Here is a 23053-nt window from a genome sequence, read left to right as displayed (position 1 = left end):
GTCAGGTGGTGGGCAGGGTGTGCGTCGTCGCGGTCGTGGCGGCGGCGTAGTCGCCGAGCCGTGGCTTTTCCGGGCGGCGAGCGACCAGCAGCGCGAGCAGCACGCCCGCTGCGGAGAAGGCCGCGAGCGCGATCGACGCTCGCGACAGGCCGATCGCGAGGGAGTCCGCGAGCGGCTCGCCCCCGGTTGCGCTCTTCACGGCGACCTGCGCGTAGATCCCGGCGACGACGGCCGTCATGACCGCGCCGCCCACGTAGCGCGCCATGTTCGAGATCCCGGACGCCGCACCCACCTGCTCGCGCGACACGGACGCGGTGGCGACCGACGACGCCGGGCTGTTGGAAAGGGCCAATCCCACGGCGATGCCGAGCAGCGTGAGGACGAACGCGCCGTAACCCCACGACGGCCGAACCGCCGCGAGTGCCACGAACGCCGCCGTGAGGATCGCGAAACCGGCCACGATGACCGGGCGTGCGCCGAAGTAGTAGGCCAACGGCGCGACCAACGGCGCCACGAGGACCACCACCGCAGCGACCGGCAGCGTCGCCAGACCCGCTTGCAGGCTCGTCATCCCCAGGGTTTGCGGTGCCTGGAAGTACAGGCTCACCAGGAAGCTGAGCGCGGCGATCGCCCCGGCCCCGATCAGGATCGCGCCGGTGGAACCCACCAGCAGGGCGTTGCGCAGCAGGCCCAGGTCGACCAGCGGGGCGGCCACCCGGCGTTCGACCACCACGAACCCGACCGCGGCCAACGCGGACAGGACCAGGCACAGCAAGGTGGGCGGCGACAGCCATCCCCAGGACGAGCCCTCGGTCATGGCGAACACGAACGGCACGAGCGCCGCGGCGACCAGCCCGGTGCCCGCCAGGTCGATCGTGCGGGCGCGGTTCGGGTCGCGGGATTCCGGCACCGCGCGCAACGTGAACGGGATGCACGCCAGCGCGATCGCCGCGTCGATCCAGAACAACCCCTGCCAGCCGGCGAGCTCGTTGAGCACGCCGCCTACCACCGGCCCCGCAGCGGCCCCGGCCGCGGCGGCAGCGCCCCACAGGGCGACGGCCTTCATCTGCGCCGCCCCCGACGAGTTCACCGCGAGCAGGCTCAGCCCGCTGGCCAGGATCGTCGCGCCGGCCGCGCCCTGGATCAGGCGCCCCAGCACGACCAGCACCCCGGTTCCGGCGAGGGCGATGAGCGCGCACGACACCACGAACAGCGCCAGACCGGCCAGGAACAAGCGCCGCCGGCCGAAGATGTCGCCCAGCGCGCCGGAGGTGACGATCACGGCGGCCCCGACCAGGAGGTAGCCGCCCGTGCGAGACGTGGCCGTCAGGAACGTGGGGCGCTGATTTCGCGCGAAACCAGCGCTTGGCGTGGGGGCGGGTTGGCGCCGGGCGCCTTCGGGGATGAGCTTGCCCGGAGCCGTTGCAACGGCCTCCGACTCATCCCGGCAGTGGCAGGCTGACGCCGAGAGCGGGGGCGAGCTGGGCCGGGGTGGCGTCGCGGTGCGAGTCCATGATCTGGATCGCTCGCTCGGTCTGCCCGCGGCGCAGCGCGTTGATCAGCTGACGGTGCTCGCGGACGATCCGGCGGCGCGCCGACTCGTCGTAGATGTACACCGCGCGGTACGCCTCCGTCATCTTCCAGATGCGTTCGATCTCGTCGACGATCAGGTTCAGGCCCGAACTGCGGAAGATGACGAAGTGGAAGTCGTGGTTGAGCTCGATGATCCGCAGGACGTCGACCGCTTCGGCCGCCTCCGCGATGCGCTCGTTGATCTCGGTCAGCTCGATGATCTGCGCCGTGCTCAGGCGCGGCAGCTCGCGCAGCACGACCGCCTCCAGCGCGGCGCGCATCAGGTACGCCTGGCGCAGTTCCTCCGCCGAAAGCCGGGTCACCGTGTAGCCGACGTTCGGCTGGTGGCGCACCACGCCCTCGGCTTCGAGCGCCTTCAGCGCCTCGCGGACCGGCACGCGGCTGACGCCCAAGCGTTCGGCGAGCGCCTCCTGGCGCAGCGGCTGCCCCGGCAGCAGCTCCTGGCTGCGCATCATCTGCCGGATCAGTTCGACGGCGCGGCCCACCGAAGTCTCCGCCATGCCCTCACCTCACGCTCCGCTGGATCGGTGCTCGCGAGCGTAACGCACCGTGGTGATCCGACTTCGGGCGCAACGTATTGACAAACCCGCTGGCCGGGCGCACCGTATCCCCCAACGCGGTGCGCAAATAGCGACAGCGTTGTGCATATCGCAACACTCTAGGCTTGGAGGCCGGTTTGGCGAGCTCGGGACTCCTGCAGACCGCGGATCGGGCCATGCAGGTGCTGCTCTCCTTCTCCGACCAGCGGCCGGAGTGGGGAGTCAGCGAGCTCGGGCGCGAGCTCGGGCTCGACAAGTCCGTCGTCCAGCGGTTGCTGGCCACGCTCGCCAATCGCGGCTTCGTCCTCGCCGACCCCGAAACCCGGCGGTACCGCCTCGGGCCGGCGATTTCGCAGCTCGCCCGGGTCGCCGAGCGCAGCGGCGCGCTGAGCCTGATCGCCAGGCCGGTGCTCGCGAAGCTGGCCCGGGAGACGGGGGAGAGCGCCGTGCTCAACGTCGCGCACGGCGGCTCCTACCGCACGGTGGCCGCGGTCGACGCGCGCGGGCCGTTGAGCTACTCGGCGATCGTCGGGCACGTGATGCCCGGTCACGCTGGGTGTTCGGGGCACGCGTTGTTCGCCGGGCAGCCGCTGGAGGAGGTCCGCGAGCTCTTCGGGCCCGAGCCGCTCACCCGGTTCACCCCGAACACCCCCACCACCTACGCCGAGCTGGTGCGGCGGTGGCAGGAGGTCGCCGACACCGGGAGGTCGGTGTCCGACGGCGAGTTCGACGCCAACGTCGGCGCCGTCGCGGTGCCGCTGCTGCTCTCCGGCGCGACCGTCGCCTCCCTGACGCTGATCGGACCGGCCGAACGCGTGACCGGCCGGATCGACGAGCTGACCGCCCCGCTGCGCGCTGCGGGCGCCGACCTGTCCAGCCGACTCGCGCCCGGCGATGCCGGGGCGCCCAGCTGACCGACCGCTTTCCGGAAAGGCTGCTCATGACCATCAGCGACCCCGTGGCCGGCGCCGAACGTGCGCATCCGCGGGCCTTCGAGCCCACCGTGCTGGTGATCACCATCTTGCTCTCCGTGGTCGGGGCGATAATCGGCCTGCACCTGATCACCACGCTCGGGATCTCGGCCAACACCTCCGTCATCGGCGCGCTGATCGCGATGATCATCGGCCGGATCAACGTCGCCGCGCTGCGCAAGATGCGCTCCGTGCACCGCCAGAACCTGGTGCAGAGCGCCGTTTCCGGCTCCACCTTCGCCGCCGCGAACTCGCTGCTGGCGCCCATCGCGGTGCCCTTCGCGTTCGGCCGCGCCGACCTCGTGTGGCCGGTCTTCGTCGGCGTCGCGATCGGGTTGTTCGCGGATTCCTTCGTGCTGTACCGGCTTTTCAACTCGCGGCTGCTGCCCGCGCAGGCCGCCTGGCCGCCCGGCATCGCCGCCGCCGACACCATCATCGCCGGGGACAAGGGCGGCCGGCGGGCCGCCGTGCTGGCCGGCGGCGCCGTCCTCGGGTTCATCGGCGCGTTCTTCAAGCTGCCGGTCTCGGCGGCGGGCGTGGCCTTCATCGGCAACATCTGGGCGCTCGCCATGTTCGGCATCGGGCTGCTGTTCAGCCAGTACAGCCCCACCTGGTTCCACATCAACATCGGCAGCCTCTACATCCCGCACGGCGTGATGATCGGTGCCGGCCTGGTCGCCCTCGGGCAGGCCGCCTACCTGATGTTCCGGAAGAAGGACGGGAAGGCCGAGCGCACCGCCTCCATCGACCCGAGCGAGGTGCCGCAGGTCGACGAGAAGGCGCTGCGCAAGGGAGTCCTGCAGGGCTACGTGCTGTTCGTGGTCGGTGCCGCCGTCGTCGCCCTGGCCGGCGGGCTGATCTCGGAGCTGTCGGTGCCGGCGCTGATCCTCTGGGTCCTGGCCGCCGCGCTGGCCGCGATCATCCACGAGATCATCGTGGGCCTCGCCGCGATGCACTCCGGCTGGTTCCCGGCGTTCGCCGTGACGCTCATCTTCCTGGTGCTCGGCCTGATCCTCGGGGTGCCGCCGGTGGCCCTGGCACTGTTCGTCGGCTACACGTCCGCGACCGGGCCCGCGTTCGCCGACATGGGCTACGACTTCAAGGCGGGTTGGCTGCTGCGCAAGGAACACCGGCCCTACGACGCCTTCGAGCGCGCCGGCCGGTTCCAGCAGTACCTCGCCTCGCTGGTGGGCTTCGCGGTGGCGACCATCGCGGTCGCCGTGTCCTGGCAGGCGTTCTTCGGCGGCGGGCTGCTGCCACCGGTCGCCAAGGTCTACGCCGCCACCATCCACGCCGGGTTGTCCGACCCGAACGTGCTGATGACGCTGCTGCTGTGGGCGATTCCCGGCGCGCTGATCCAGCTGCTCGGCGGCGCGAACCGGCAGATGGGCGTGCTGCTGGCCACCGGCCTGCTGATCGCCACCCCGCAGGCCTGCTGGCTGGTCTTCGGCGCCCTCGTGGTGCGGATCGTCTACCGCTGGCGGCGTGGCGACAAGGCGGACGAGGACCTCAACCTCGTCGGCGCGGGCCTCATCGCGGGCGACGCGCTCTATTCGACCAGCCGGATCTTCGAGTCCAAGTGAGTTGTCATGCAGATCGGCGTCGGGCAAATCCGGCGTTCTACTGGGCATGCACAAGTCTGGGATCCCGGAGTCCAGGCGGCGTCTGAGGTTCCGCTACCGGCGCCGCTACGCAAGATGAGTTCGTCAAACAAATTTGAGGAGTTGTCGTGGAGGTTGTGAGCCGAGTCGAGTCCCGGCCGGAGTACCTGTCGTGGGAGGCCGCGATCGGCGCCCGCAAGCTCGTCGAGCAGGTCATGCTGGTCAAGCCGGGGGAAGAGGTGGTGCTCACCGGTGACACCTCGACCGACCGGCGCGTCGTGGAGCTCACCGCGCAGGCGGTCGCCGCTGCCCGGGCCACGCCCACCGTGATCTGGTACGAGACGCGGCCGAGTTCGGCGATGGAACCGCCGGCCCCGGTGGCCGGCGCGGTCGCCAAGGCCGACGTGTGGATCGAGTTCAGCGTCGCCTACATCATGCACAGCGACGCCTTCCGCGCGGCCATCGCGAACGGCGCCCGCTACACCAACCTGACCGGCATGGACATCCCGATGCTGGTCGACACCGTCGGCAAGCCCGACTTCGAGGGCGTCATGCGGCTGGGCCGCGCGCTGGTCGCGCTGCTGGAGCAGGCCGACGAGGTGCGCATCACCGCCGCCAACGGCACCGACCTGGTCGGCCGCAACCAGGGCCGCCCGATCAACCTGCGCGGCAAGCCCGCCGAGAAGCCGGGCGAGACCGTGATGCTCTCCGGCCAGATCTCCTGGAACCCGATCGAGGAGACCCAGAACGGCACCCTCGTGTTCGACGGCGCGCTGTGGCCGCCGGCGGAGATCGGGCTGCTGCGCTCCCCGGTGCGCTGCAAGGTGGAGAACGGCGTGGTCACCGAGATCACCGGCGACCGCGACGCCGAGGTGTTCCGGAACTGGATGGAGTCCTTCGACGACCCGAACATGTTCCGGCTGGCGCACTGGTCGCTGGGCTTCAACCCGGGCGTGCTGGTGCCCACCGGCCGCATCGTGGAGGACGAGCGGGTGTTCGGCTGCGTGGAGATCGGCATCGGCACCAAGGGCGCGTGGATCGGCGGCGAGCCGTGGGTGGCGGCGGCGCACACCGACGGCAGCGTGCTCGGCCCGTCGATCTACCTCGACGGCGAGGCCATCGAGCTCGACGGTCGTTACGTGCACCCGGAACTGGTGCGGATCTGCCGAGAGATCGGCGCCCCCGGCTACTGATCCGCGGCCGGCCCGCACGACGGCGCGGGAGCGGTTCCCGAGTACTCCGCAATTTCCATTGAAACCGAACCTTCGGTTTCAATGGAAATTGCGGACGCGCGGTGTTCGGACCAGGGTCCGCCGAGAGATCCTCGGGTCCGTTCCCGTGCCGTCCCTGGAATATCGGTCCACTGTGGAGGAAACGCGATGTCCGATGTCACGTACCGCCGTCCGGGCCTGGTGGCCCGGGACCACGTCTTCCGGGTGCCGTTGCGCCACGACGACCCGGGCGCCGGGGAGATCGAGGTCTTCGGCAGGGAGGTGGTGGCCCCCGGCAAGCAGGACCAGGCGCTGCCGTGGCTGGTCTACTTCCAGGGCGGGCCGGGCGGCAAGGCGGAACGGCCGCTGAGCACCAGCGCGTGGCTGGGCCGCGCCCTCCAGGACTACCGCGTGCTGCTGCTGGACCAGCGCGGCACCGGGCGCAGCACGCCCGCCAACCGCCAGACGCTGGCGGGCCTGTCGGCGGCCGAGCAGGCCGAGCACCTGAGCCTGCTGCGGGCCGACTCGATCGTCCGGGACGCCGAGGTGCTGCGCAAGCAGCTGATCGGCGACGAGCCGTGGTCGGTGCTGGGGCAGAGCTTCGGCGGCTTCTGCGCGCTGACGTACCTCTCGCTGGCGCCGGAGGGGCTGCGCCAGGTGATGATCACCGGCGGCATCCCGACGCTCACCGGGCACGCGGACGACGTCTACCGAGCCGCGTATCCGCGCACGTTGCGCAAGAACGACGCCTACTTCGCCCGCTACCCGGAGGACGCCGTCATCGCGCGCCGCGTCGTCGACCACCTCGCCGAGCACGAGGTGATCATGCCGACGGGGGAGCGGCTGACCCCGGAGCGCTTCCAGGCGCTGGGCATCCAGTTCGGCCAGGCGTCCCGGTTCGACGCGCTGCACTACCACCTGGAGGAGGCGTTCACCGGCGACGTCCTGTCGGACACCTTCCTGCGCGGCGTCGACGCGGCGCTGTCCTTCGCCGAGCGCCCGCTGTACGCGGCGCTGCACGAATCCATCTACTGCCAGGGCACCGCGTCGAAGTGGTCGGCGCAGCGGGTGCGCGCGGAGTTCGACGAGTTCGACTGGTCCCGGGGCGGCCGCGTCAACTTCACCGGCGAGATGATCTACCCCTGGATGTTCGAGCAGGACCCGGCGCTGGTGCCCCTGCGGGAGGCCGCCGAGCTGCTGGCCGCCAAGTCCGACTGGCCGCACCTCTACGACCTCGACCGGCTGGCCCGCAACGACGTGCCGGTCGCCGCGGCGGTCTACCACGACGACATGTTCGTCGACCGCGACCAGGCGCTGGAGTCGGCGCAGCATGTGCGCGGCGCGCGGGTGTGGGTGACCAACGAGTACGAGCACGACGGGGTCAAGGCATCACCGTCCGTGCTGGACCGGTTGCTGGCGATGAACGGCGGCGACGCCTGACGCGCACGGTGGGCCACCACGCCGATGCGTGCCGCGGTCGCGCCCGCTATGGTTCGGTTCTCATGTCCCCCTCGGAGCCGAATTTCGCCGCTGGCGTGCCCTGGCAGCGCGTCTTCGACCAGGCGGCGTCCGCGATGGCGATCCTCGACTTGCAGGGCCGGTACCTGTACGTCAACGAGGCCATGTGCCGGATGCTCGGCTACCGGCGGGAGGAGCTGGAGGGTCTGGACTACCGGGCGGTGACGCACCCCGACGACATCGACCCGGAGGGGCCGATGGAGTCCCCGGACCTGCTGGAGAAGCGCTACATCCGCTCCGACGGCAGCGTCATCTGGGCCCTGGTGGCACGGTCGTTCATCCGGGACAGCCATGGGCGGGCGATCCACTTCCTGTCCCAGATCCAGGACATCACGCGGCGCCGGGAGGCGGAGCTGCTCTGGCAGCGCAGCTTCGCCAACGCCCCGATCGGCATGGCGCTGCTGGACCTCAAGGGCGCGTGGACCGCGGTCAACGACACGCTCTGCACCATGCTCGGCTACACGCGCGAAGAGATGCTCTCGATGTCGTTCACCGACATCACCTACGAGGAAGACGAAGAGCAGGGCATGGCGGCGCTGTCCGAACTGGTCGAGGGCCACGTGGACAGCGCCAGCGTGGAGAAGCGCTACCGGCACAAGCAGGGCCACCCGATCTGGATCCTGATCAGGGCGACCACGGTGCCGGGTGCCGACGGAACCCCGGCGTACGTGGTCAGCCAGTACGAGGACATCGGCGAGCAGCGCCTGGTGGACGCCCGCCTCGCGCACCTGGCGCTGCACGACCCGCTGACCGGGCTCGCGAACCGCGCGCTGCTGTCCGACCGGCTCGACCACGGCCTGCAGCAGCTTGCGCGCGGCAACGGCGTGCTGGCGGTGGTGCTGGCGGACCTTGACCAGCTCAAGCCGGTCAACGACCGCTTCGGGCACGCGCTGGGTGATCAGCTGCTGATCGCCGCCGCGCGGGAGCTGCAGCTGGCAGTGCGCGCCGGCGACACCGTCGCCCGCATGGGCGGCGACGAGTTCGTCGTGGTCAGCCTGCTGCCGGACGAGGACTCCGCGCGGGCGCTGCGGGATCGCGTCGAGCGGCACTTGAACACCGATGTGTCGGTGCACGGGGTCCGGATCCGGCTGCGCGCCAGCGTCGGCTACACCGCGACCGCCGACCCCGCGATCGCGCCGGACATGCTGCTGCACGACGCCGACCGGGACATGTACGCCAGCAAGCGGCGTCGCCGCGAGTCGCACGGCGGGGGCCGCTGACCGGCGAGTCAGGCGTCCAGCTCGACCAGGGCCGCTTCGATCGCCCGGTGGAACGTCGGGTACGCGAAGATCATCTCCCGCAGCCGCTGCACCGGCACCTCCGCGTGCACCGCCACCGCGAGCGCCCCGATGATCTCGCCGCCCGCCGGCGCGACCACGGTGGCGCCGACCAGAACGCCCCGGCCGGCGTCCGCGACGAGCTTGATGATGCCCTCGTTGCCGACCTTGTGGATCCAGCCGCGCGTCGACGCGGGGATCTGGGTGATCGCGGTGCGCACCTGGATTCCGGCGTCCCGGGCCCGGGATTCGGTCAGCCCGACGGTGGCGACCTCGGGGTCGGTGAAGATGACCGAGGGCATCGCGCGGTAGTCAGCGACCTCGGTGCCCTGGCCGAGAATGTCGGCGGCCGCGATCCGCGCCTGGTAGACCGAGGTGTGCGTGAAGGCCCCGTGGCCGGTGATGTCGCCGATGGCCCAGACGCCGTCGGCGGCCCGCATCCGCCCGTCGACCGGGATGGTCCGCGCCTGCTCGTCCAGCCCGACGGCCGCGACGCCCAGCGCGCGCAGGTCGGTGCGCCGCCCGGTGGCGACCAGCAGGCTTTCGCCGGTGAACACCTCGCCGGACTCCAGGTGCACCTGGAACTGGTCGTCGTGCTTGACGCGGTCCACGGCGCAGCCGGTGCGGACCTCGATGCCGCAGGCGTGGAACGCCGCGGTCAGCACCTCGGAGGCCTCCGGTTCGGCCATCGCCAGCAGCCGCGGCCGCGACTCCAGCACCGTCACCGAGGCGCCGAAGCGGGCGAAGACCTGCGCGAACTCCACGCCGACCGGCCCGCCGCCGAGCACCAGCAGCGACTCCGGCACCCGGGTCGCGGGCACCGCGTCGCGATTGGTCCAGTACGGGCTCTCGGCGAGGCCGTCGATGGGCGGGACCAGCGGGTCGGTGCCGGGGTTGAGCACGATGCCGCGGCGGGCCCGGAACACCTGGTCGCCGACGGTGACCTCGCCGGGCGCGCTGATCCGCCCGACGCCGCGCACCAGCCTGCCGCCGGTGTCCTCGAGGCGCCGCACCGCGATCTCGTCGTTCCAGTCGGTGGTCGCCTCGTCGCGGATGCGGTTCGCGACCGGCGTCCAGTCCGGCCGCACGGTGGCCTGCCCGGCGAGCTCGGGCACCCGCCGCGCCTCGCCGAGGGCGTCGGCGGCCCGCACCATCATCTTGGTCGGGACGCAGGCGAAGTACGGGCATTCGCCGCCGACCAGCCGCGATTCGACCGCGATCACGTCCAGGCCCGCGTTCGCCAGCCGGGCCGCCACGTCCTCGCCGCCCGGGCCCATGCCGATGACGACGACGTCGACCTCTTCGGGCACCGCACCCACCCCTTTTCAGCTTCCGGTGTCGGTTCCAGCCCAACACCGCGGCCCTGCCTGCGCACGTCGAATGTCGTGAGTGATCATGGCCGCTCCAGCGACCATGATCACTCACGACCGTCTGCCCGCTCTGGCGACCACTGCCGCTCACGAACGCGCACGGGGTGTTCCGCAAGCGCATCGGCACGAAGCACATCCGCGGTGCACGTGCCCAGAGCCCGACGGTTTCCGCTGGTCAGGACCCGTGCGTGTTTTGTGTTGCCAGAGCGACAAAAAGTGCGCACGGTCCGCCTGCGCCGCTGGGAGCTCTGCCCGGCGGGCGGGTGGGATCGGTGAAATCGTGCGGCTTCCGGGTGTCAGCGCCAGATCAGGGCCTCGTCGAGGGGCTTGCGGGTCAGGTCGGGCACCTCGCAGTCCTCGGCCGGGTAGCCGATCGGGAACACGATGTACGGGCGCTCGTTGGTGGGCCGGTCGAGGATCTTGGTCAGGAACCCCATCGGGTTCGGCGTGTGCGTCAGGGTCGCCAGGCCCATGGTGTGCAGCGCGGTGATGAACAGCCCGCAGGCGATCCCGACGCTTTCGTTGACGTAGTAGTGCTTCTGCCGCCCGGCGCCGGTCACGCCGTACTTCTGGGCGAACGCGACGACGATCCACGGCACCACGTCGAGGTAGTCCTTGTTCGCATCGGTCTCCAGCCGTGACAGCGCCCCGTGCCACTGCGGGATGTCCTCGCGTTCGTAGAACGACTTCTCCTCGGCCTCGGCGGCCAACCGGATCTGGTGCTTGAGGCCCGGGTCCTGCACCGCGACGAACGTCCACGGTTGCTGGTGCGCTCCGCTGGGCGCGGTGTTGGCGACGCGCACGGCCAGCTCGATCGCCTCGCGCGGCACCGGGTCAGGGCTGAAGAACCGCACGCTGCGCCGGGCGTCCAGGTGCTCGAAGAGCTCCTGCCCGCGGCGCAGGCCGTCCGCGACCGGTAGTCGTTCCGGGTGGTAGGGCACGAACGGATGGGAGTGCGGACGAGGCGACGGTGCGGTCATTTCTCCTCCGGTACAAGAGCTTCCCGCAGCACGCGGTGCACCTCGGCCATCGCAGCGCCTGCGATCGGCAGCAGGTCGGCGCCGCCGGCGAAGCCGTGGAACAGCTCCGGGCAGTGCTGGACGCTGGTGGGCACGCCTGCCGCCTTCAGCCGCTCGGCATAGCGCTGGCCTTCGGTTCGCAGCGGGTCGCGGCCCGCGGTGAGGACGTGCGCGGGTGGCAGCCCGGCGAGGTCGGCGGCGCGCAGCGGCGAGACGTGCGGGTGGTCGCGATCGGCGGTGCCGGGCACGTACTGGTCCCAGAACCACATCATGTGCTGCGCGGTCAGCAGGCAGTCCGGCCCGCTGTCCACATAGGATTCGGTGGTGAAGTCGTGGTCGGTGACCGGGTAGACCAGCATCTGGAAGGCGATGTCCGGGCCGTCGGCCTCACGGGCCCGCAACGCCGTGACCGCGGCCAGGTTGCCGCCGGCGCTGTCCCCGGCGACGGCGAGGCGCGCCGGGTCGCCGCCGAGCTCCGCGGCGTGCTCGGCGGCCCACCGCGTTGCGGCGAACGCGTCGTCGGCGGCCGCCGGGCAGCGGTGTTCCGGTGCGAGCCGGTAGTGCACGGCGATGACGATCGCGCCGACGCCGTTGGCCATCGCGCGGCAGACGCCGTCGTGGCTCTCCAGGTCGCCGAGTACCCAGCCGCCGCCGTGGCAGTACACGATCACCGGCAGCGGCTCGCCGTCGACGCGCGGCCAGTAGATGCGCACCGGGATCTCGACGCCGGGCGGTCCGGGGATGAGCCGGTCCTCGACCCTTGCGACCGGCTGGCGCGGCCGCTCCGCGGCGCCTGCGTTCAGCATCGCGCGGGCCTCGGTGGCGTCGGTGACCGCGCCGCCGAGATCGGGGAAGTAGTCCTGCATGAGCGCGACGAACGGTTCGGCGTCCGGATGCAACGGCATTGTCTTCCTCCAGCGCGGATGGAGCGTCGCAGTGATGTAAACCGACGGGGAGGCGCCGAAGGTATCGGCCGTTCCGGCGAACGTGCTCCCGTATCATGGGAAATGCAGCGAAGTGGCGCGGATCACATGACACTCGAGGAATGGGGTATGGCCGAGGTCACACGGCCCGATTTCGGTTCCGCGGCCGGTTGCCCTGGGTGGACACCGGGTACTTCGATACAGGGGTCGCCACCTGCGGCCGAATCTGGAACTCGATCGTTCCGGTGAAGATCGCGGTGGTCGGGGGGATTGCGTGCGGGCGCGTGCGGACCGTGACGGCGTGGGGCCCGGTTGTGATCGGAATAAAAACCGGGGCTGTATCGTTCGCCACAGGATGAGCGTTGCCTGCAGGTGAAGGGGAACGGGTCAATTGAGTACGACGAACGGGCACCGGTCCAACGGAACCCGGAAGCTGAACCGGGTCGTGATCCGGTTCGCGGGTGACTCCGGCGACGGGATGCAGCTGACCGGCGACCGGTTCACCTCGGAGGCGGCGGCCTTCGGGAACGACCTGGCGACGCTGCCGAACTTCCCGGCCGAGATCCGGGCCCCCGCCGGCACCCTGCCCGGCGTCTCCAGCTTCCAGCTGCACTTCGCCGACTACGACATCCTCACCCCGGGCGACCGCCCGGACGTGCTGGTGGCGATGAACCCGGCGGCGCTGAAGGCCAACATCGGCGACCTGCCGCACGGCGGCATCCTCATCGTCAACACCGACGAGTTCAGCAAGCGCAACCTCACGAAGGTCGGCTACGACGCCAACCCGCTGGAGACCGGCGAGCTGGAGCGCTACGCGGTGCACCAGGTCGCGATGGCCACCCTGACGCAGGGCGCGCTCGAGGGCACCGGGCTGGGCAAGAAGGACGCCGAGCGCTGCAAGAACATGTTCGCCCTCGGCCTGCTGTCGTGGATGTACCACCGGCCCACCGAGGGCACCGAGCGGTTCCTGCGGGAGAAGTTCGCGAAGAAGCCGCAGATCGCCGAGGCCAACATCCTGGCCTTCCGGGCGGGCTGGAACTACGGCGAGACGACCGAGTCGTTCGCGGTCACCTACGAGGTCGCGCCCGCGAAGCTGCCGACGGGGACCTACCGGCAGATCACCGGCAACACCGCGCTCGCATACGGCATCGTCGCCGCCGGGCAGCGCAGCGGCCTGCCGGTGTTCCTCGGCACCTACCCGATCACGCCAGCCTCGGACGTGCTGCACGAACTTGCCAAGCACAAGAACTTCGGCGTCACGACCTTCCAGGCGGAGGACGAGATCGCCGGTGTCGGCGCCGCGCTGGGCGCCTCCTTCGGCGGCGCGCTGGGCGTGACCACCACGTCCGGGCCGGGGCTGGCGCTGAAGTCCGAGACGATCGGCCTGGCCGTGACGCTGGAACTGCCGCTGCTGGTGTGCGACGTCCAGCGCGGCGGGCCGTCCACCGGGTTGCCGACCAAGACCGAGCAGGCGGACCTGCTGCAAGCGCTCTACGGCCGCAACGGCGAATCGCCGGTGCCGGTGATCGCCCCGCGCTCGCCCGCGGACTGCTTCGACGCCGCGCTGGAAGCCGCGCGGATCGCGCTGGCCTACCGGACCCCGGTGCTGCTGCTGTCCGACGGCGCGATCGCCAACGGCTCCGAGCCGTGGCTGATCCCGCAGGTCGACCAGCTGTCCGACCTGGGCGTCGAGTTCGCCACCGAACCCAACGCCCCGGACGGGTCCGGCGAGTTCTGGCCGTACGTGCGCGATCCGGAAACCCTGGCCCGCGACTGGGCGGTGCCGGGCACGCCGGGGCTGGAGCACCGCGTCGGCGGCCTGGAGAAGGCCGACGGCAAGGGCAACATCTCCTACGACCCGGACAACCACGACAAGATGGTCCGGCTGCGCCAGGCCAAGATCGACGGCGTGCGGGTCCCGGACCTCACCGTCGACGATCCCGACGGCGACGCCCGCGTGCTGGTGCTCGGCTGGGGCTCGTCGTTCGGGCCGATCGGCGCCGCCTGCCGCCGGGTGCGCGCCCAGGGCATGTCGATCGCGCAGGCCCACCTGCGCCACCTCAACCCGATGCCGGGCAACCTCGGCGAGGTGCTGCGCGGCTACGACAAGGTGATCGTCCCGGAGATGAACCTCGGCCAGCTGGCGATGCTGCTGCGCGCCCGCTACCTGATCGACGTGCAGTCCTACACGAAGGTCGCCGGACTCCCGTTCCGGGCCGAGGAGTTGCAGAACGTGCTCACCGATGTTGTGCAGGGGGTGCCCGCGTGACCACGACCGATCTGGGAATCCCGGTCCTCGGCGGGTTGGCCGGCGTGCCGACCGCTGACGAACCGCAGAAGGCCAAGGACTTCAAGTCCGACCAGGAGGTCCGCTGGTGTCCGGGGTGCGGCGACTACGTCGTGCTCAACGCGGTGCAGAGCTTCCTGCCGTCGCTGGGGCTCAAGCGGGAGAACATCGTGTTCATCTCGGGCATCGGGTGCTCGTCCCGGTTCCCGTACTACATGAACACCTACGGGATGCACTCCATCCACGGCCGCGCCCCGGCGATCGCCACCGGCCTGGCCACCAGCCGGCCGGACCTGTCGGTGTGGGTGGTGACCGGTGACGGCGACGCGCTGTCCATCGGCGGCAACCACCTGATCCACGCCCTGCGCCGCAACGTGAACCTCAAGATCCTGCTGTTCAACAACCGGATCTACGGGCTGACCAAGGGCCAGTACTCGCCGACCAGCGAGGTCGGCAAGGTCACCAAGTCGACCCCGGCCGGCTCGCTGGACCACCCGTTCAACCCGGTGTCGCTGGCCCTGGGCGCGGAGGCGTCGTTCGTGGCGCGGGTGATCGACTCGGATCGCGCGAGCGTGACGGAGACGCTGAAGGCGGCGGCGGAGCACCGCGGCAGCGCGCTGGTGGAGATCTACCAGAACTGCCCGATCTTCAACGACGGTGCGTTCGACGTGCTGAAGGACAACGACGAGAAGCAGCGCCGGATCGTCCCGCTCAAGCACGGCGAGCCGATCGTGTTCGGCCCGGAGGACGAGCGCTTCGGGGTGGTCCAGGACCGCGACGGCTTCCGCGTCTCGAAGCTGTCCGAAGTGGACGAAGCCGAGGTCGTGGTCCACGACGCGAACCGGGAGGATCCGTCCTACGCGTTCGCCCTGTCCCGCCTCGGCGGCCAGGATCTGAACCCGTCGGTGACGGGCATCTTCCGGGCGGTCCAGCGCCCGACCTACGACGACCTGGCCCGAGCCCAGGTCGCGGAAGCCCAGCAGGCGAAGCCGGCGGACCTCCAAAAGCTCCTGACGGGCAACGACACCTGGACGATCTGACCGGTCGGGGCATCGTTCGCACTGCCCGGGCATCCGTCGTCGTGAGACTGCGGATGCCCGGGCAGTGGCCGGTTGCTTCGGAAGTCGAGATCTCGTCCGGACTGCTGCGATAGCCTTCCCGAATGGGAGAAGGCCGCGATCCCGATGCCGTTGAGCCCGATATCGACAACACGATCTCGGGCGGGAATTTCAACGGTCCTGTGGGGCAGTTCGGCTTCGTCCACGGCGACGTGCACTTGAATCCCCCGAGAAGTCCTGAAGAGGCGGCGTTCCGCGCGCGCTACATGAAGAAGATGCAGGAAGAGTGGGACGCGCAGAAGAAGGCGAAGAGGGACGCTGAGAACAAGCCGGCGGTTGGGGGGTGCGCGATTCTCTACGGCATCGTGTTCATCGTGGTCTTCGGCTTCCTGGCCTGGAGTGCCTGGAAAGCTTACGACAATTTCCATCGCGAGAAGCAGTCGAGCTGCGTCTACATGGAGAACGGCGGCCCTCCGCAGGAGTGTCCGTGGTGAACGTCAAGCACACTGCCCTCGGGCACTAGCCACTTCTGTTCGTGACTCTAATCTGCCCTCAGGCAAGCGCGTTCCGCCCAGGCCCGTGAGTGTTTTGGGGCGCTGTAGCACCCCAAAACACTCACGGGGGCCGGTGTCCGGCGCTATGTCTGGCCGCCTGCCAGCAGTTCGGCGGTTGCCGGTGGTACTTGTCCCGCCAGGCCTGCCGGGAGGGTCAGGCCGTGGCGGAAGAAGTCCGGGTCATCGGTGTTCAGCACGGCCTCTTCCAGATCGCGCTCGCCGATCTCCGCGGCCGGGTCGATCTCCCAGCCCCGGTAGAAACGTTGTGCCTGCATCCGTCGGTCTCCCGGTTCAGCGGGTTGCCACGACGTCGGCCAGGCGGTGGACCTGGTCCGGGTCGGGGGACCAGCAGTAGAGGATCGCCTCGTCGGCGCCGAGGTCTTCGAGGCGTTGCAGCTGGGCCTTCAGGTCGGCGGTGGTGGTGACCATGGCGTTGGCGAAGCCTGGATTCCCGTAGTACTCCGTCATTTCCGCGCGCGCTTCGTCGGCCACCTCGTCCGGGCCGATCGCCGCGTTCAGCTGGCCGATCAGGCGAGGCCTGCCCGGCCGGCCGTGGGCCTGCCAGGACTTCTCGGCCAGGCCGAAGGTCGTTTCCATGTACTCCGGCGGGCCCGCCGCCAGGAAACCGTCACCCCAGCGGCCGACCCGGTCGATCGCCGCCGGGACGAAGCCGCCGAACACGACCTCCGGGCGGACCGCAGGACCGATCGGGCCCGCCTGGTCGGAGTGGGGCTCGCTGGCCCAGAGCCGGTGCATGAGCTGCATCTGCTCGTCGAGGATCCGGCCGCGGCGCTTGATGTCCGTGCCGGCGGCCACGTGGTCATCCTCGCGGCCGCCGACGCCGATGCCGAGCGTGAAGCGGTTTCCGCTCAGCTGGGCCAGCGTCGCGCTCTGCTTGGCCAGCAGCGGGGCGTGGCGCAGCGGGGCGAGCAGGACCTCGGTCTGGACCCGGATGCGCCGCGTCGCGCCGGCGAGCGTCGCGAGGCTCACCAGGGGTTCGGGGTTGTCGTACACCAGGCGGTCCAGCAGGCCGAGCGTGCTGAACGGGCCGTCATCCGCCCGTCGCGCCCACGTCAGCAGGGCGGTGGGGTCGGCAATGGGCAGGCCTAGGCCGATCTTCATGACTTGCGCCTCCAGAAAAGGGCAGGGTGAACACCTGTGCCGCCCCCTCGTTTCGCGCAAGCGGGTTCCCGTTCTGCGGCGCACTCCTGGGGAACCTGATCAGAGTGCCGTCACCCTATCGCGGCGGTCGCCCGGCGCGCACCCGGGTTTCCGCCATGTGCGCGAAAGCGCCACCCGGAACTCGGATGGCGCTTCGCACCCGGGCCTCAGCCCGCGTAGACCGCGGCGTAGGGCTTCGAGTCGTCCTGGCCGGAGTTCGCCGCACCGACGGCGAGCAGCTTTCCGTCGTCCAGAACGACCCCGCTGAAGGTGACCACCGACCTGCCCTGCGGCGGGACCGGATCCGGCACGTTCTGCCAGTTCTGGCCGTCATACCGCAGTACGTATGGGCTGTTCGAGTCGTACCCGACGGCCCAGAGCGCGCCTTTGCCTGCGATGACATCGTCGATCTCACCCAGTTCATCCGGCACCTGCCCGGGCGACCACTGCCCGCCATCCCAATGCAGCGCGACCGGACGCCGAGCGACGGTGCCCTGGTCCCGGAAGCCGACCGCCCACACGTCGTCGGGCGCCAGCACGAGCGCGTCCTCCAGGCTCACGCTCCAGTCCGGCACGTCGACCTGCGGCTGTTCCTGCCACTGCTCGCCGTCCCAGTGCAGGATCAGCCCGACCACCTTGCCCTTGCCGTCGACCGTGACGTGCTTGCTGCCCACCGCCCACAGGTCGTTCGGCGAACTGCCGTCGATCGTGGACACCTTCCACCAGTCCCCGAGACCGAGCTGCAGTGGAACCTCGTTCCACGCCTTGCCATCCCAGTGCTGGATCGAGCCCCGCCGCCAGGCTTCGTTCGCCTCGGTCGCCGATCCGGCGGCCCACACGTCAGCGGCGCCGAACACCTTCGTCCCGTGGTACTGGGTGTAGGTGTTCGGTGGGGACGTGAGCGGCACCTCCTGCCACTGCTCGCCGTCCCAGTGCATCGACCTGCCGTCGCCGACCGACCACACGTCGTCACGGTTCACCACGGCGGCGGTGTTCACCCGGCCGATGTTGGGTGCCGGCACCTGCTCCCACCCCTGCTGACCGCGGCGGAAGGCCTGCGTGCGGAACTCCTGCCCGTCGAAGTCGACGCCGAAGGACCACGTGACGCCATCACCGCCGACGGCGGTGTGCAGGGACGACTGGTACTGCTGCGGCGGAATTGGCTCCTCCGCCCAGGTCCCCGCGGCCGAGACGGACTGCCCGAGCAGCAGCGCGGTGGCGCCCACCGCCCCGGCGATTACCAGATGCTTCACCCAATGCCTCCTTGGAGAAAAGGTTCACGCCGGTTACCCGCCGGTGCGGAGAAAGGTTTACGCCTCGGTGGAAGTTGCGCCGAATGCTCCAGCCTCGGTCGGCATTGGTCGCAAGGATGGTGATCTCCGAGGCGCACCAGGGCTGTGGCTCGGCGCAAGGAGATGTGCGGATCGGAGTCGCATTACCCACTGGCAGTTGATTGACCGATCAAGGACTTCGAATTACGTTGCCTGGCAGATGATCAACCGAGCGCGACCACCGGAGGTCGGCGATGTGTCAGGAGTGCTGTCGTCCTTCCCCACAGCCTCGGATGTCCCGGGCGCAGTTCCTGAAGCTGGTCGGGCTGGCCACCGCGGGCGCGGCCTTCTCCGCCGGTTGCGCGAGCGGTGACACCGGAGCCGGGCAGTCAGGCGGGCGGAAGCTGATCGACAACGTGCGGGGCTTCACGCTGACCGCCGACGGGCCGCGCGAGTTCGGCAGCCTGCTGGTCGAGGCGGACGGCCGCGTCGGCGGGCTCGACGTCGGCAGCGCCGGCGGCGCGGAGCGCATCGACGGGCGGGGCCGGGTGCTGATCCCCGGGTTGCACGACGCGCACGGGCACTTCGGGCAGCTCGGCGCCAACGTCTCGCAGCTCAACCTCGCCGGGACGAAGTCCCTGCAGGAGGCGATGCAGGCGCTCAAGACCTTCGCCGCGCAGCACCCGGAGCGCCAGTGGATCCTCGGGCGCGGCTGGAACGACGTGATCTGGGGGCTCGGGCGGCTGCCCTCGGCAGCCGACCTGGACGCGGTGGTGCCCGACCGGCCGGTGTGGCTGGTCCGGGTCGACGGGCACGCCGGGGTGGCGAACTCGGCCGCGCTGCGGCAGGTCGGCGTCACCCGCGACACCCCGACGCCCTCGGGCGGCGAGATCGTGCGCGGTGCGGACGGCATGCCGACCGGTGCTTTCGTCGACGCGGCGCAGGACCTCGTCGAGCAGCACCTGCCGAAGCCGACGGTCGACGACCTCAAGCAGAACTTCCTCGCCGCACAGCGCAAGCTCAACGAGGTCGGGCTCACCTCGGTCAGCGACGCGGGCACCAGCGCCGCCGAACTCGCGGTGCTGCACCAGCTCGCGGGCTCCGGCGAGCTGACCACCCGCACCAACTCGTTCCTGACCTACGACGCGTTCCGCGAGCTCGGCGCGAAGGCCCGCACCGACTCGGTGGCGGGCGACATGCTCCGGGTGCGCACCGTGAAGCTCTACATCGACGGTGCCCTCGGCAGCCACGGCGCCGCGATGCTGCAGCCCTACGAGGACGATCCGGGCAACTCGGGGCTGCCGCAGCTGGACGCCGCCGAGCTGCGGAACCGGGTCTCGCAGGTCATGCGGGAGGGCTTCCAGGTCGCCACGCACGCCATCGGCGACGCCGGGAACCGGATGGTGCTCGACGCCTACGAGGCCGCCTCGGCGGAGTCGGCAAGCGGCATGCGGCACCGCATCGAGCACGCGCAGGTCCTCGCGGTGGAGGACATCCCGCGGCTGCGCGCGCACGGCATCATCGCGTCGATGCAACCGGTGCACGCCACCGATGACATGAACATGGCCGAGAAGCGGGTCGGGCACCGCCGCATCGCGGGCGCGTACGCGTGGCGGACCATGCTCGACCAGGGCATCACCATCGCCTCCGGCTCGGACTTCCCGGTGTCGTCGGAGAATCCCTTCGACGGCCTGCACGCCGCAGTGACCCGCACGGACCGGGACGGGCAGCCGGTCGGCGGGTGGTACCCGGACCAGGCGATGAGCCCGCACGAGGCGCTGCGCTCGTTCACCCTCGACGCCGCGTTCGCCGCGCACCAGGAACGGGTGCTCGGCAGCCTGGAGCCGGGCAAGTGGGCGGACTTCGTCATCCTCGACCAGGACCCGCTGGAGCCGCCGCCCGGCCGGGCCCGCTGGCAGACCGGGACCCTGCAGACCTGGGTGGCGGGCCGCCGCGTCGGCGAGTACGGATCGCTGTGACGCGCCGTTTTCGCGCGAAACCGTCGCTGGCACGCGTGGCGAGTGCCGTTTTCGCGCGAAAACGCCACGTTCACCCGGGTGGCGAAGGTAGTGACGCTCCGTTGTCGGCAGGCTCGGGTGGCGCGTGATTTCGCGAGAAATCGGTGTTCACCCGGGTGGTGGTGAATTGCTCGCGAAATCGCGGGCCCTTCGGGTGAGGATCGTACGAGTGGGGTAGCGGGCTTACCGCAGCGGACGGATCCGGATGGGGTACGGCGTCCTTACGTTGGCAGGAACTGCTGCCGAGGAAAGCGGCGACGCCATGACGCAGACCGTTACCAGGTGGGCCCGGAGCGAGACCGAGCGCCCGTTCCCGTACGTCCTGATGTACCACTCGGTGGCCACCTACTCCCGCGACCCGTACCTGGTGACGGTCGATCCGCAGCGCTTCGAACGGCAGTTGCGCTGGCTGCGCCGCAACGGGCTGCGCGGGGTGTCGATGCGCGAGCTGATGCAGGCGCGCCAGGAGGGGGACGCCAGCGGCCTGGTCGGGCTGACCTTCGACGACGGCTACACCGACTTCGTCCACAATGTACGGCCGTCGCTGGAGAAGTACGGCTGCACCGCGACCGTCTTCGTGATCGCCGGGCGGCTCGGCGGGCACAACGCCTGGGACGCCGATGGACCGCGCAAGCGGCTGGTGACCGCGGAGGAGGTCCGCGGGATCGCGGCGGCCGGCCTGGAGGTCGGCTCGCACGGGATGCTGCACCAGCAGATGTCCGAATTGGACGATGAGGAGCTGCTCGTCGAGATCGCCGAGAGCCGGGAGCGGCTGCGCGACCTCACCGGCCAGGACGTCGGCGGGTTCTGCTACCCGTACGGCGACGTCGACCTGCGGGTGCGGAACACGGTCGAGGCAGCCGGCTACGACTACGCCTGCGCCATCTGGCGTTCCCCGGTCTCCGGACGGCACGCCCTGCCGCGCACCTACGTGGGTGACCGGGACGGCGGGCTGCGGCTGCTGGCCAAGCGCCTGCGCCACGCGCTGACGGCCAACCGCTGATCCAGCCCGGAACCCCTTCTCCTGGCGCGACCTCCGCTGTCGGGGTGCGTGCGCCTGCGTCCGACCCGGATCGTGCGGGCGAGGTGAACGGCCCGTTCGTCCCGTCTAGCGCAGCGATCAGGCCGTTGACTCCACCCCGCCCCGCGAACGGGTGACGCCCCGATCGTGCAGGTTTCGTTGGGGCGGAAGGGGTTTCGCCGGGAAAGATCGCGCGGGCTCGTCCTGATTCGGTAAACGCGCTCCCCCCGCTGTAGGAGAACCGGCCGGTAATCGGATGCGAGGGTTCTTCCAGCAGCACGGCGAACTGGGGGAGGAACCGTGACTGAACATCCGCTCGCCTTGGCGGTCAACGGCCGCGAACGCCTGTTGGCGGACCGGCTGATCGCGTTCGAACCGCGGCGGCCCGAACGAGCCGAGTCGGTGGTCGTCGTCGGGCTGGGCTACGTCGGCCTGCCCACCGCGTGCGCCCTGCAATCACCGACTGCGCAGGTCACCGGCTTCGACATCAGCGAGGACCGGCTGCGGGCCATCAAGACCGGCGAGGTGGATCTGCCCGAGCCGGAGCGGCGCGCGCTGTCGGCGTCGCTGGCCGCGGGCATGCTGGAGCTGTCCTGCGATCCGTCGGTGCTCGCCGACGCGGACGCCGTGATCGTGTGCGTGCCGACGCCGGTGGACGCCGCGCACAAGCCGGACCTGACCGCCTTGCGGGCGGCGTGCGAGACAGTGGTGTCCTTCGCGCGCCGCGGCCAGGTGATCATCCTGACCTCGACGACGTTCGCCGGCACCACCCGGCAGCTACTGGTCGAGCCGCTGGCGCAGCGCGGCCTGCAGGTAGGCACCGACGTGCACGTGGCGTTCAGCCCGGAGCGCATCGACCCCGGCAACTTCGACCACGTGCAGCGGGAAACGCCGCGCGTCGTCGGCGGTGCCACGGCGGAGTGCGCCGAGCGGGCCGCCGAGGTCGTCCGGCGGATGACCGATTCGGTGTACTTGGTCAGCTCGCCGGAGGCCGCCGAGCTGACCAAGCTCTACGAGAACATCTTCCGCGCCGTGAACCTGGCGCTGGCCAACGAGATGGCCGACGCGTGCGCGGTGCTGGGCCTGGACCCGATCGAGGTGACCATCGCCGCCGGCACCAAGCCGTACGGGTTCCTGGGCAGCTTCCCGGGGCCGGGCGTCGGCGGGCACTGCATCCCGTGTGACCCGCACTACCTGCTATGGCAGCTGGGGCAGCAGGGACTTTCGACGCCGGTCATCGAGCAGGCGATGCGGTCGATCGACCGGCGGCCGGGCCAGGTGGTGCAGCGGGTGGTGGAGCTGCTCGCCGAGGCGGGCCTCGACCACGCGGGTGCCCGGGTGCTGGTCGCCGGGGTCAGCTACAAGGCGGGCGTGCGGGACCTCCGCGAGTCGCCCGCGTTGCCGATCCTCGCCGGGCTGCGGCGGATCGGGATCGACGTGCACTACTTCGACCCGCTGCTGCCGGAGATCACCCTGCCGGACGGCACCCGGATGACCAGCGAGCCGGCGCCGCACGGCCGCGACTGGGACGTCGCGGTGCTGCACACCGTGCACCCCGGCGTCGACTACGGCTGGGCGCGGGAGTGCCCGCAGGTGCTCGACGCGACCTACCAGTTCGACGCCGTGCCGCACCGGCGCGTGCTCTGAGGGGGGTGGGCGCC

At 70.6% G+C, this 23053-nt stretch carries 19 protein-coding genes; 11 read left to right on the top strand and 8 right to left on the bottom strand.

The annotated features are described in order from the left end of the window. Position 1: 1 nt before the first annotated feature. Entirely contained in the window at positions 2–1330 is a 1329-nt protein-coding gene (locus E1288_RS18850; RefSeq protein WP_268951846.1) for an MFS transporter, read from the bottom strand. A gap of 109 nt (positions 1331–1439) precedes the next feature. Then, positions 1440–2093 carry a GntR family transcriptional regulator gene (locus E1288_RS18845; RefSeq protein WP_132486831.1) on the bottom strand — a complete coding sequence of 218 codons (654 nt, stop codon included), beginning with the start codon at positions 2091–2093 and terminating at the stop codon, positions 1440–1442. Between the two features lie 164 nt (positions 2094–2257). On the opposite strand from E1288_RS18845, the gene E1288_RS18840 reads away from it, so the two are divergent. The 5 genes from E1288_RS18840 to E1288_RS18820 all read left to right on the top strand — a co-directional run bounded on the left by E1288_RS18840 (position 2258) and on the right by E1288_RS18820 (position 8653). Next, positions 2258–3046 carry an IclR family transcriptional regulator gene (locus E1288_RS18840; RefSeq protein ID WP_207954429.1) on the top strand — a complete coding sequence of 263 codons (789 nt, stop codon included), beginning with the start codon at positions 2258–2260 and terminating at the stop codon, positions 3044–3046. Positions 3047–3072: 26 nt separating this feature from the next. Beyond that, positions 3073–4686 carry an OPT/YSL family transporter gene (locus tag E1288_RS18835; RefSeq protein WP_132486829.1) on the top strand — a complete coding sequence of 538 codons (1614 nt, stop codon included), beginning with the start codon at positions 3073–3075 and terminating at the stop codon, positions 4684–4686. A 146-nt stretch (positions 4687–4832) separates the two neighbouring features. Next, positions 4833–5897 carry a M29 family metallopeptidase gene (locus tag E1288_RS18830; RefSeq protein WP_132486827.1) on the top strand — a complete coding sequence of 355 codons (1065 nt, stop codon included), beginning with the start codon at positions 4833–4835 and terminating at the stop codon, positions 5895–5897. A gap of 186 nt (positions 5898–6083) precedes the next feature. Then, positions 6084–7355 (top strand): alpha/beta fold hydrolase, encoded by a 1272-nt coding sequence (locus E1288_RS18825; RefSeq protein WP_132486825.1) that lies wholly within the window; start codon positions 6084–6086, stop codon positions 7353–7355. 62 nt (positions 7356–7417) lie between these two features. Beyond that, the gene (locus E1288_RS18820) at positions 7418–8653 is read left to right on the top strand and encodes a PAS domain S-box protein (RefSeq protein WP_132486823.1); all 1236 of its coding nucleotides are present in this window, start codon (positions 7418–7420) and stop codon (positions 8651–8653) included. An 8-nt stretch (positions 8654–8661) separates the two neighbouring features. Here the strand turns inward: E1288_RS18820 and E1288_RS18815 are convergent, their stop codons facing one another. The 3 genes from E1288_RS18815 to E1288_RS18805 form a co-directional block, all read right to left on the bottom strand. Then, positions 8662–10029, bottom strand: a complete 1368-nt coding sequence (locus E1288_RS18815; protein ID WP_132486821.1) for a dihydrolipoyl dehydrogenase family protein — start codon at positions 10027–10029, stop codon at positions 8662–8664. Between the two features lie 347 nt (positions 10030–10376). Next, positions 10377–11060: a nitroreductase family protein gene (locus E1288_RS18810; RefSeq protein WP_132486819.1), complete on the bottom strand. Its 684-nt coding sequence runs from the start codon at positions 11058–11060 to the stop codon at positions 10377–10379. Continuing rightward, complete coding sequence (locus E1288_RS18805; RefSeq protein ID WP_132486817.1) at positions 11057–12004, bottom strand: alpha/beta hydrolase; 948 nt, start codon at positions 12002–12004, stop codon at positions 11057–11059. The genes E1288_RS18810 and E1288_RS18805 overlap by 4 nt, the downstream gene beginning before the upstream one ends. 409 nt (positions 12005–12413) lie before the next feature. On the opposite strand from E1288_RS18805, the gene E1288_RS18800 reads away from it, so the two are divergent. The 3 genes from E1288_RS18800 to E1288_RS18790 all read left to right on the top strand — a co-directional run bounded on the left by E1288_RS18800 (position 12414) and on the right by E1288_RS18790 (position 15861). Beyond that, positions 12414–14291, top strand: a complete 1878-nt coding sequence (locus tag E1288_RS18800) for a 2-oxoacid:acceptor oxidoreductase subunit alpha (RefSeq protein WP_132486816.1) — start codon at positions 12414–12416, stop codon at positions 14289–14291. Beyond that, positions 14288–15349, top strand: coding sequence for a 2-oxoacid:ferredoxin oxidoreductase subunit beta (locus tag E1288_RS18795; protein ID WP_132486814.1), 1062 nt, complete (start codon positions 14288–14290; stop codon positions 15347–15349). The genes E1288_RS18800 and E1288_RS18795 overlap by 4 nt, the downstream gene beginning before the upstream one ends. Before the next feature lie 122 nt (positions 15350–15471). Further along, positions 15472–15861: a hypothetical protein gene (locus E1288_RS18790; RefSeq protein WP_132486812.1), complete on the top strand. Its 390-nt coding sequence runs from the start codon at positions 15472–15474 to the stop codon at positions 15859–15861. Positions 15862–16004: 143 nt separating this feature from the next. On the opposite strand, the gene E1288_RS18785 is transcribed toward E1288_RS18790, so the two are convergent. The 3 genes from E1288_RS18785 to E1288_RS18775 form a co-directional block, all read right to left on the bottom strand. After that, a complete protein-coding gene (locus E1288_RS18785; protein ID WP_132486810.1) occupies positions 16005–16196 on the bottom strand; it encodes a hypothetical protein in 192 nt (63 codons plus the stop codon). A gap of 16 nt (positions 16197–16212) precedes the next feature. After that, positions 16213–17043 (bottom strand): LLM class flavin-dependent oxidoreductase, encoded by an 831-nt coding sequence (locus E1288_RS18780; RefSeq protein WP_132486808.1) that lies wholly within the window; start codon positions 17041–17043, stop codon positions 16213–16215. A gap of 206 nt (positions 17044–17249) precedes the next feature. Continuing rightward, positions 17250–18335 carry a hypothetical protein gene (locus E1288_RS18775; RefSeq protein WP_132486806.1) on the bottom strand — a complete coding sequence of 362 codons (1086 nt, stop codon included), beginning with the start codon at positions 18333–18335 and terminating at the stop codon, positions 17250–17252. 311 nt (positions 18336–18646) lie between these two features. On the opposite strand from E1288_RS18775, the gene E1288_RS18770 reads away from it, so the two are divergent. The 3 genes from E1288_RS18770 to E1288_RS18760 all read left to right on the top strand — a co-directional run bounded on the left by E1288_RS18770 (position 18647) and on the right by E1288_RS18760 (position 23039). Beyond that, positions 18647–20332: an amidohydrolase gene (locus E1288_RS18770; RefSeq protein ID WP_235883650.1), complete on the top strand. Its 1686-nt coding sequence runs from the start codon at positions 18647–18649 to the stop codon at positions 20330–20332. Between the two features lie 301 nt (positions 20333–20633). Next, positions 20634–21374, top strand: coding sequence for a polysaccharide deacetylase family protein (locus tag E1288_RS18765; protein WP_132486803.1), 741 nt, complete (start codon positions 20634–20636; stop codon positions 21372–21374). A gap of 318 nt (positions 21375–21692) precedes the next feature. Next, the gene (locus tag E1288_RS18760; RefSeq protein ID WP_132486801.1) at positions 21693–23039 is read left to right on the top strand and encodes a nucleotide sugar dehydrogenase; all 1347 of its coding nucleotides are present in this window, start codon (positions 21693–21695) and stop codon (positions 23037–23039) included. The last annotated feature ends 14 nt before the right edge of the window (positions 23040–23053 follow it).

Source organism: Saccharopolyspora elongata (assembly GCF_004348985.1).
In the GTDB taxonomy this organism is placed as follows: Bacteria; Actinomycetota; Actinomycetes; order Mycobacteriales; family Pseudonocardiaceae; genus Saccharopolyspora; species Saccharopolyspora elongata.
This window is presented reverse-complemented; position numbering and strand designations above follow the sequence as displayed.